The following is an 8,434-nucleotide window of genomic DNA, read 5'->3' as shown; positions in this document are numbered from 1 at the left end:
CTCCAAGGCGGGGAACCGACGAGGAAGGCGCGGAGCCGGGCACCGTCGTGCGCCCGGGTCCGCGTCTGTGTCCGGATGCAGCCGTGCCCCCGGCATCCCCGAGACCTTCACCCTCCAGCGGCTCCTGGACCTGCCCCACCGCGACCTCGTCGACGATGTCACCGCCCAGCTCACCCACGCCGCCACTGGCCCTCTCCACACGCTGCGCGCCACGACCGACCTCGCCGCCTGCACGAGCGGCGTGATGTTCGCCGGCATCGACATCACCGCCGACGCCGACCTCTGGCCGACGGCACCCTGATCGAGATCAAGAGCACCCGCCATCCCCACCGCTTCGAGAAGGCCACCGCCTGGCAGATCCTCGGCTACCTCCTCCTCGACACCACCGACCACCACCGCATCGACACCGTCGGCCTCTACCTCACCCGCACCGCCACCCTGGCCACCTGGCCCGTCGAGGACTACCTCGCCCTCCTCGGCGTCCGCTGCCGCGACCTGACCCGGCTGCGCGCCACCTTCGCCGGACTCCTCACCGGCTGCCCCGCCGACCAGGAGCCCCTCGAACCCGACGAGCAGCGCCGCGTCCAACGCCTGCTGGACCGCCTGGCCACCCCCATCCCGCTCAGTCACTGCCTGGCCTGCGCCCAGACGGTGCCGCCCCTGGTATCCGTCGGCCGCGCCCGCCGCTACTGCACCACCTGGTGCACCCGCCGGGCCCGGGGTCTGCGCCAGCGGGGATGGCTTCCCGACCTGCTGCCGGACCTGGCCGTCGCCGCGTGAGGCGCGCGTCCCGTGCCGCGACGGCACACCCACGACGGCACGGGACGCGTACACAGCCCTTTCCGCTGTCCGACGCGGACTTGGATACGGAGCTGAGGCACCCGAAGACGTAAGGAACGCTGGCGTACCCGCCGGCCGGGGGCAACCGCCCTCGCCCGGATCCCGCAACGGCGGCACGGGCAGGGACGGAACGTACGTCGGCCTGCCAAGTGCCGCTCCGTTACATGGCCGCAGGTTCGCCGACGTGCTTGAGCCGGCTGCGGGCGGTGACCCGGTCCTCGCCGGACAGAACCGGTCCAGTGCTTGTCCGCCCGCACCGCGTGGGCGGCCTGGCGCTCGGCTTCCTCGAGGCGCGCCGATTCCGCCGGGAGTTCCTCGGCAAGACCTTCCCCGGCCGCCTCCAGACCACCGTTGAAGGCCGGCAGGGCGGAGGCTCTGTGCGACAAGTGCGTCACAGGCCGGCCTGACCCGCTCGCCGCGGCGGTCCCGCCCTGGGAGGATCCTCGCGGGGCATCGGGGGGATGCCTGGGACGTGCCCGACAGGGGTGGGATGCCATGAACGTCCGGCGCAGGGACACGGCTCGGTCCTCCGGTGGTTCGCTGTGGTCCCCGGGTGCGGTCGTCGCCCAGTTGGTGTGCGGTGTGATCGTGCTGGCGGGCCTGGGCCTGGTCGTCCTCGGTTTCCGCTCGTTCGTCCTCACGTACGACGAGGTGACCGCCTACCGGCACGCACCGGTGTGTGGCGCGACGGTGGCATCCGGTGCGGACTGTCTGCGGCACGAGACCGGCAGGGTGGCGCAGCGGTCCGCCCAGGGGAGCCGCGAAGGAACCGTCTACCAGCTGGCGGTCGCCGGGGAGACGGGGTCGGTCTACGGCGTGTACGACGTCGACGAGGCGTTCTACGACGACATGCCACTGGGTTCCGCGGTGGAGCTGACGGTCTTCCGGGGCCGGGTGGTCGAGGTTGCCGCGGCCGGGCACCGGGCCAGGGCCGCGCAGGTGCCGCTGCGGGCGTGCCTGGAACTGACGGTGCTGGGGTTCCTGGGATCGTCACTGGTCATCCACGGCACGAGGCCGGCCCTGACCCGGCTGGGGCTGGGGAAGCCGACCATGGGCCTCTTTCGGATCACGGTCGGCTCCGCCGTCTTCTTCGCCGTCCCCCCGCTCTTCGGCAGCGTGATGGCGCTGCAGCTCCACGTGCCCCCGGCCGTCGTGCTTCCCCTCGCCGTACTCGGCTGGGCGGGCTTCATGGTCCTCCTGTCCTGGCTGATCCGCCACGAATGACGCCGCTGCGACCGGGGCGCCGCCCCGAACCGCGCCCCGGCGGGCCGGTGCCGCTCCCGCCCGCCGCAGGCGCGGTGGTGTCGTCGGGCCCGGACGCCGTTGCCTGGTCCGGTCCGAGGATCCGCCGTAGTGCGGCGAGATGTTCCAGGCCGTTCCGCGCAGTTCGGGTGGCGCGGGTGGTGTGGGTGGGGCCGGGCGCCGCTTTCGAGCTTCCCCTGCTGGTGTGGGCGCGGCTGTACGAGGCCGAAGGGCTCAAGGAGATCAGGGCCGCCCGCGGCGCCGAGCTGTCCCGGCTGCTGCTGGCCGGCTGGAGCCGGGCGCCGCGCGGGGTGGGGGCCGGCCGCGGGGTGAGCGGGTGCTGGGCCGTGCGGTCCTCGATTCCCTGTTGGTGTGTGGTTCGGTGCGGCTGCGCTGGTCGGGCCGCGGTGGCGTTCACACCCCTGTACCGCGGTGGCCGGCAGGGTCTGCGGCGGGAGCGGGTGCGATGTCGCCGGCCTGGGCGCCCGGGTGGTCCTGGTCGGCGGCCGGGTGCCGTCGTCGTCGGCTCGGCCGACGTCCTGCTCGGTGCAGTGCCCGCCGTCCCTGCGCCGCGGCCGGCAGTCGCCGGCCAGCCGGAGCGATGGCGGGCTCGGACCGTTCCCGCTTGGCCGTCCGGCCACCGTTCGAGGCCGCTGCGCCCCGCCTGTCGCCCGCTGTCGCTGTCCGGCCGCCGCGCGTGGGGCCGCTTCTCGCGGGGCCGCTGTGCCGCTGCCGAGCGCGGAGCAGGGCGCGGCCATCGACCTGGCGGGCGCCGGCGGGGAGGTCACGGAGTTGTGGCGCGGCGATCCGGTGCGGGCCGCCGCCCTGGTGCGCGAGCTGGCGGCGTGCGGGGAGTTCACGGCGGCCGAGGTCCTGGACGCGGCGGTCGATGTGGCCGTCGGTGCCGCTCTGCTGGCCTTGGCCGATGCGGGCACCGCGTCCGACCCGAGCATGATGGCCGAGCAGTGCCTGGAGGCGGTCCCGCACCTGGCGCTCGCGGTGGCCCTGGCATCCGCCGACCTTGGCTGAGCGACCGGCCGGGTAGCGGACAGCGATCGAAAGGGGCGGCCCGCACTCGGGCCGACCGAGTCCTACCGGAGCCCTTCGGCTCCGCCTGCTCACTGCCGTCCCGGACGGCGCTCACGACGTCCGCAGCGCACGCTCGCACTCCCGGCACCGGAAGTCCGCCAGTGCGGGCGGGTACCACGGTTCGCCGTGGGCGGGCTGGTAGTGGGTGTGATCCATCGCCGCGGTGTCGCGTCCGCACAAGGTGCTCGGCAGCGGGTCCTCCGGCACGTCGGGGTCCGCGCCGGCGGTGTGGACGGCGACGATCGCAGGCTCGCCCCGGTCAGGGGTCAGCAGCTGCCCGGCGTGCAGCTCGAACAGGACCACGGTCGAGGCCATGCCCCAAGGATCGGGCGCCCGGGCGATCGGCACACCTTGGGGCGGTCGGTCGGCCCTTGCCGGTCACCGCCGCCCCGCCCCGCCCGCCCATGCGCGTCCAACGGCCCCGGCTCCGGGCGCCGCTTGTCCCGCCGGGGCCGGGGCGCAGCTCTTCTGCACCGGCCGTCCGAAGGCCGTTCACGCCGTTTCGGGGCCTTGGGGGGGCGTCGGCAGGCGCCTCCGCCGCCTCTGGTGCCGTGCGGGGGCGGCCGGGGGCGGAGACTAGCTGTCCGCCCCCGGCCCGGGTGGGCCCCCGGTCGTGGTGCGCGGGGGCGCGCTGCGGGTGTTCGGTCGAACGGGGTGCTGGGGGAGTGTGGCGGGTGCGGCGCCGGTGGCAGGCGCCGCACCCCGGCCGTGTGGTGGTGTGGTCAGGTCCTCGGGATTGTGCCGACTCCGGCGCCGATGACGTAGGCGCGGCGGTCGTAGATCGTCGTGATGTGCTCGGGCGCGGGCCCGAAGGTGATGGTGAAGCCTTCCTCCTGGGAGGATCCGGTCTTTTCGGTGACCTTGTATCCGGATCCGATCGACCCCAGGGGGATGCCGAAGAGGCTGATGTCGACCTTCGTCCCCACGCTCCAAGCCTTCACCTCCTCCTGCTGCTTGCCCTCCCTGTAGGTGATCTTGATGGTCGGGAACGCGCTGAGGACGAGGTACTTGATCCAGCTCACCTCGCCGGCGGCGGGGTAGGGGCGCAGGACCCAGCCGCTTGTGTCCTTCTCGCCGTTGACCAGTGCGTCATGGATCTGGTCGGTGGCGAACCACCCGGTCGCGTCGGTCGCCCGGTAGGGCGCCGGTTCCACCGCGACACCGGTGACGCCCTTGTAGGTCACGTCGACGGTGCATTCGCGCGCCTCGGTGTTCAGCGAGGTGACGGAGTAGGAGGCCTTGCCCTGCGGGGAGATGGACAGGACGTTGAAGACGTTGACCGTCCCGCCTCCCTCCCCCTTCACCCAGAACTCCGCCTGCCGTTCGCTGAAGTCCTTGAACGTGCTGCTGATCGCGAACCCGTTGTCGGACGCCAGATTGTCGCGGATGGTCTGGACGGGTGTGGTGATCTTCAGCGCGGGCTTGTAGACGGTCTTCTTCTTGTCGTCCTCGACCTGCTGGCCTCCGTTGGTACTGCTCGGTGCGGTGAGGTTCTTCAGGATGGCGTGCCGGGCGGCGTCGGCCCGGCAGCCGGCCTCCATCAGGTTCCAGACCGGCTTCAGAGCCCTCAGGTAGTCCACGATCGCCGGGATCACCTGGTCCGCGGACGGCGGGGCGTACGGCAGGTGGTCGCGAAGGTTCTGCAGGACCTCCCCGCTCAGTCGCAGCCCCTTCTCCCCGGCCCACTGGACGAGCTTGTAGCCGGCGATGTAGTCGACCTTCGTGTCGACCTGGGCGTTGCCCATCTGCTGCGAGGTGACTTCCCCGTAGACGCCCTCGTAGGACTTGACCATGGAGATGCCGGCTTCCTGGGCCGACAGCCGGGCCTCGACCAGGGCCTTCTCGTCAGCGGTGGACAGCTCGTACGCCAGGGCCTCGATCCACGCGTAGTAGGAACTCGTCAGCGGACCCACGAGTTCGCTGGGTGCGGTGGGTACGTGCTCGGTGGCACGGTTGGCCACCAGATGATCGAGGTACTCCCATGTGTGGAGTGTGAAGTAGTTGCTGGGACTTTCGTACTCGTAGGGGAAGTTCCCCACGCTTCCGGGGTCGAGGGGGGTCACGGTGGTCGGCGCGCTCGGCTCCCGCACGGGGCCTCCCAGGCTCGGCGGCAGGCCGACAGCCCCGGGGCCGGTGACTATGCGTGTCTAATCGCATGCGCATCGCCACCCGGGCGGCTGCCCGAGGGATCCGGGGCCTAACACGGGACACCACGCGAAAATGCGGCGCCCGAACGGGGGCGCGCGCACCCACTTGCCACCTGGGCCCGGCAGCAGGCTCCAGGACGCCGGAGTCCTCGCCCGCGCCGGCGCCCGGAGCGCTGCCGGGCCGGCCGGCACACTGCACCGCCCTCCGCGCCCACCTCCGAATCGGTGCCGCTCGCGTCCGTCGGCATCCCACACGGCAGCAGCCGCCCCACGCCGCAGGCCGGTTTCTCCTGGCAGCCGGGCAGGTGCGGCCGGTTGATATGGCAAGATCGTCGCACCATTCGAAACCCGGGGGATTCGGTCACCATGCGCCGCACCATTGTGCTCTCCGCCGTAGCGACGGCACTCGCTCTCACCGGTCTGACCGGTTGCAAGGACGACGGCGCCGGCACGGCCGTGGCCACCGCTTCCCCGAGCCCGGTGACCGCCTCCACTACTGCGGAACCCGTCGGCGCCCCTGCGAGCACCAACCCCACGAGCCCCGTGCCGGGCGCCTTCGACCCCGAGCAGGCCCTGGCTGTCAAGCGGGCGCCGTACTCCGCCGTCATGTCCGTGACCAGCGAGATAGCTGGCACGCCGTCGTTCACGACGAAGGGCCGGGTCAACACCACCGCGCCCATGACCGGCCGGATGGTGCTGCGCTCCGCGGACGCGCCGGGCGAGGAGACCGCCGTTCACACAGAGGTCGTCCTCGCGGGGGACTTCTCCTACAGCCGTGACCTGACGAAGCCGGGCAGCGGCTGGCTCAAGGCCCCGCGGTCCGACCAGGACCAGGCGGACTACGCGCAGTACGCCGCACTGCTGCTGGCCACCGGTCCCTCGGCCCGCAAGGGCATGGAGGACGTCGCGGGTGTCCCCGCCCACCACCTGTCCGGCCGCATCGAGGTGGAGCAGATCGCCGCCATCGACCCGCAGGTCTACCGCTCGATGAAGGGCAAGATCACTGCCTTCGACTGCGACCAGTGGATCGACAGCCAGGGCCGCACGCTCCGCTTCGAACAGCGGATGACCATTCGGGGCCAGGCCGGCGCCAACAAGATCACCTTCACCGAGTTCGGCGACCCCGTGACCGTCACCGCACCCACCAACGACGAGCCCGCCACCGGCTCCTGAGCCCGGACCCACCGCCGCCACCGTCCGCACCGGCCGTGCCCGTTCCCACCGGCGCGGTCCGCACCGCCCGGCTGCCGGTGGCCCCGGTCCGGCCGGCCGGTGGCGGGTGCTGCCGGACCGGGTCGAGCGAGCACCTCACCCAGGGCGGCCTGATCGAGGCGGTGAGTTCGGCGGGCTCGACGGACAGGCCCCAGCGGGTCTTCACCGCGACCCAGTCCCCGGTGTAGCGGTTCGGGTTGTCGGTGGCCGGTGATAGGACGGGCCTGCACCGGCATGGGGCGCCGCAGCCAGAGAGAGAACACACATGAGCGACCACCCGCGGGACCACAGTTGGTTCCGCATCCTCTACCCGTCCCTGCAGGACGCCTACTGCCTCACCCTGGTCGAAGGCGTACCGGCCCGCGAACTGCTGCGCCGGGCAGACGCGCAGAGCGGCCCCCAGGCCATCGGTGTCGACGCCGTCTGCGATGCGGCCGGGGACCTGGAGGCCGAAACCGACGGCGAGCGGATGCTCGTCGCCGCAGCCGACCTGGCCGGCGGCTGGACCCTGGCCGTCGAGCCCAACGGCTACCTCGGCATCCGCGAGGAGTCGATCGCAGCATGGGCGGACACCACCCTCGTCTCCCACTTCCGCAACATCAACGCGCGCACCCGCTTCTGCTGGTACACCGACGCAACCGCCCGCCTGGTCGCCGAGGACATGGCCCCTGGCCCCATCAGCGCGGCCGTGCCGGATTTCCACCCGGCCCCGTACCCCGACAAGACCGAACTGGCCTTGGCCCTCGCCCAACACCTCACCGGTGTTCACCTGACCCCGGAACTCTTCGAAGGCGCCTCCTTCACCACCGGAACCGTCGACGAACCCTGGAACTAACCTCCGCGCAAGGGCCCACCGGCATTCTGGAGCCGGTGAGCCCGGGGCCGCGCAGGCCGTGAATCACACCACCGAAACGCACGGCCGCGCGCCGGAGGCGTTCACCCAGCTGCTGCCCCACATCGACGCCGCGCGGCGGCCGACGGAGCTGCAGGCGGCGCGCGGCGACGTCGAGGCAGCGCTGACGGTCCACCGGCAGGCCGCCGGGCCGGCATTCCAGGACCCGAACTCGACGTTCGGGCTTGCCGGCTCCTGGCCCGGCACGGCCGGGGCGGCGAGGCGATCGAGGTGATGCGCACCTGACCGACACCCGCCCCGGCGAGGACTGGATCCTCCACACCCTGGCCGGCCTGTGCTTCGACCAGGACCGTCCCGCGGACGGCCTGGCCCACCTCGACGCCCTCACCGCCCGGCGCGACGGTGAGGAGGAGTGGGACCTGTTCCGGCTGCGCCTGCCGCTGATCGCCGCCGGCCGGGTGCCGACGAGGCGCTCGACCAGGCCCGCGCCCACCCCGAGGGCGACACCTCCTACGCCGCGTGGGACATCGCCGGACTCCTCGCCTCGGCCGGCCGCACCGGGGAGGCCGTCGCCCTTCTCCAGCAGCACACGCCGGCCGACCGGCACGCCCTGGCCGGCTACCTCATCGACCTCGGCCGCGCCGAGGAAGCCGTGGCCGTCCTCCGGCACTGATGCCGCAGAGGCATGGCCCCGCTCCATTGCGCTTGCCGGACCGGCCTTCGCATCAGCTTCTGGACTCCTTGGTCGAGTTCAGCCGATGCGAAGGCCGTATTCCCTCTGAACGGGCCGGGCGGCTGATCACGGCGCTCCTGGCCGGGGCCGGCGGTGCAGCGCCAGGTCCCCGGGGTTCCGGCTACCGCCCAGCGGCCGTCGGCCGTCCGGCAACTGCGGCTCTGCTCCGCGGGTCAGCTGTACTGCGGCTGGCCCCATGAGACCTTGACGTTGCTGCCGTGATCCATGCGCAGGTGGAACTCGCCGGTGGAGGGGCGCCAGATGCCGACGTTGTCCGGGCCGGTACCGTCCCAGTTTCCGGCGACCGGGATGTCACCT

At 72.5% G+C, this 8,434-nt stretch carries 9 protein-coding genes and 1 pseudogene; 8 read left to right on the top strand and 2 right to left on the bottom strand.

Features of this window, described 5'->3' with window-relative positions; all coding sequences use genetic code 11:
• The 3 genes and pseudogenes from ACFU74_RS27650 to ACFU74_RS27640 all read left to right on the top strand — a co-directional run.
• Positions 1–780 (top strand): annotated as a pseudogene (locus tag ACFU74_RS27650) (hypothetical protein); the annotation flags it as partial.
• A gap of 555 nt (positions 781–1,335) precedes the next feature.
• The gene (locus tag ACFU74_RS27645) at positions 1,336–2,064 is read left to right on the top strand and encodes a hypothetical protein (RefSeq protein WP_380761475.1); all 729 of its coding nucleotides are present in this window, start codon (positions 1,336–1,338) and stop codon (positions 2,062–2,064) included.
• 741 nt (positions 2,065–2,805) lie between these two features.
• The gene (locus tag ACFU74_RS27640; protein WP_380761474.1) at positions 2,806–3,111 is read left to right on the top strand and encodes a hypothetical protein; all 306 of its coding nucleotides are present in this window, start codon (positions 2,806–2,808) and stop codon (positions 3,109–3,111) included.
• Between the two features lie 111 nt (positions 3,112–3,222).
• On the opposite strand, the gene ACFU74_RS27635 is transcribed toward ACFU74_RS27640, so the two are convergent.
• Together ACFU74_RS27635 and ACFU74_RS27630 are read right to left on the bottom strand one after the other, a co-directional pair.
• A complete protein-coding gene (locus ACFU74_RS27635; RefSeq protein ID WP_380761472.1) occupies positions 3,223–3,486 on the bottom strand; it encodes a hypothetical protein in 264 nt (87 codons plus the stop codon).
• Between the two features lie 407 nt (positions 3,487–3,893).
• Positions 3,894–5,261, bottom strand: a complete 1,368-nt coding sequence (locus tag ACFU74_RS27630; protein ID WP_380761470.1) for a hypothetical protein — start codon at positions 5,259–5,261, stop codon at positions 3,894–3,896.
• Positions 5,262–5,684: 423 nt separating this feature from the next.
• Between ACFU74_RS27630 and ACFU74_RS27625 the strand changes: the two genes are divergently transcribed.
• The 5 genes from ACFU74_RS27625 (at position 5,685) to ACFU74_RS27605 (ending at position 8,056) form a co-directional block, all read left to right on the top strand.
• Entirely contained in the window at positions 5,685–6,491 is an 807-nt protein-coding gene (locus ACFU74_RS27625) for a hypothetical protein (RefSeq protein ID WP_380761468.1), read from the top strand.
• A gap of 35 nt (positions 6,492–6,526) precedes the next feature.
• Positions 6,527–6,718, top strand: coding sequence for a hypothetical protein (locus ACFU74_RS27620; protein ID WP_380761466.1), 192 nt, complete (start codon positions 6,527–6,529; stop codon positions 6,716–6,718).
• A 77-nt stretch (positions 6,719–6,795) separates the two neighbouring features.
• Positions 6,796–7,365, top strand: coding sequence for a DUF6461 domain-containing protein (locus ACFU74_RS27615; protein ID WP_380761464.1), 570 nt, complete (start codon positions 6,796–6,798; stop codon positions 7,363–7,365).
• Between the two features lie 58 nt (positions 7,366–7,423).
• Entirely contained in the window at positions 7,424–7,657 is a 234-nt protein-coding gene (locus ACFU74_RS27610; protein WP_380761462.1) for a hypothetical protein, read from the top strand.
• Between the two features lie 138 nt (positions 7,658–7,795).
• Positions 7,796–8,056 carry a hypothetical protein gene (locus ACFU74_RS27605; RefSeq protein WP_380761460.1) on the top strand — a complete coding sequence of 87 codons (261 nt, stop codon included), beginning with the start codon at positions 7,796–7,798 and terminating at the stop codon, positions 8,054–8,056.
• Positions 8,057–8,434 lie beyond the last annotated feature (378 nt).

Origin of the sequence: Kitasatospora sp. NPDC057500 (assembly GCF_042802195.1) — a bacterium.
GTDB lineage: Bacteria > Actinomycetota > Actinomycetes > Streptomycetales > Streptomycetaceae > Kitasatospora.
The sequence above is the reverse complement of the archived record's forward strand: the minus strand, read 5'-3'. Positions and strand labels throughout refer to the sequence as shown.

What these genes read in the sequence shown, in the direction of transcription:
- ACFU74_RS27645 (WP_380761475.1), top strand. Translation starts at nt 1,336, where the DNA reads ATGAACGTCCGGCGCAGGGACACGGCTCGGTCCTCCGGTGGTTCGCTG.
- ACFU74_RS27625 (WP_380761468.1), top strand. Translation starts at nt 5,685, where the DNA reads ATGCGCCGCACCATTGTGCTCTCCGCCGTAGCGACGGCACTCGCTCTC.
- ACFU74_RS27615 (WP_380761464.1), top strand. Translation starts at nt 6,796, where the DNA reads ATGAGCGACCACCCGCGGGACCACAGTTGGTTCCGCATCCTCTACCCG.
- ACFU74_RS27635 (WP_380761472.1), bottom strand. Translation starts at nt 3,486, where the DNA reads ATGGCCTCGACCGTGGTCCTGTTCGAGCTGCACGCCGGGCAGCTGCTG.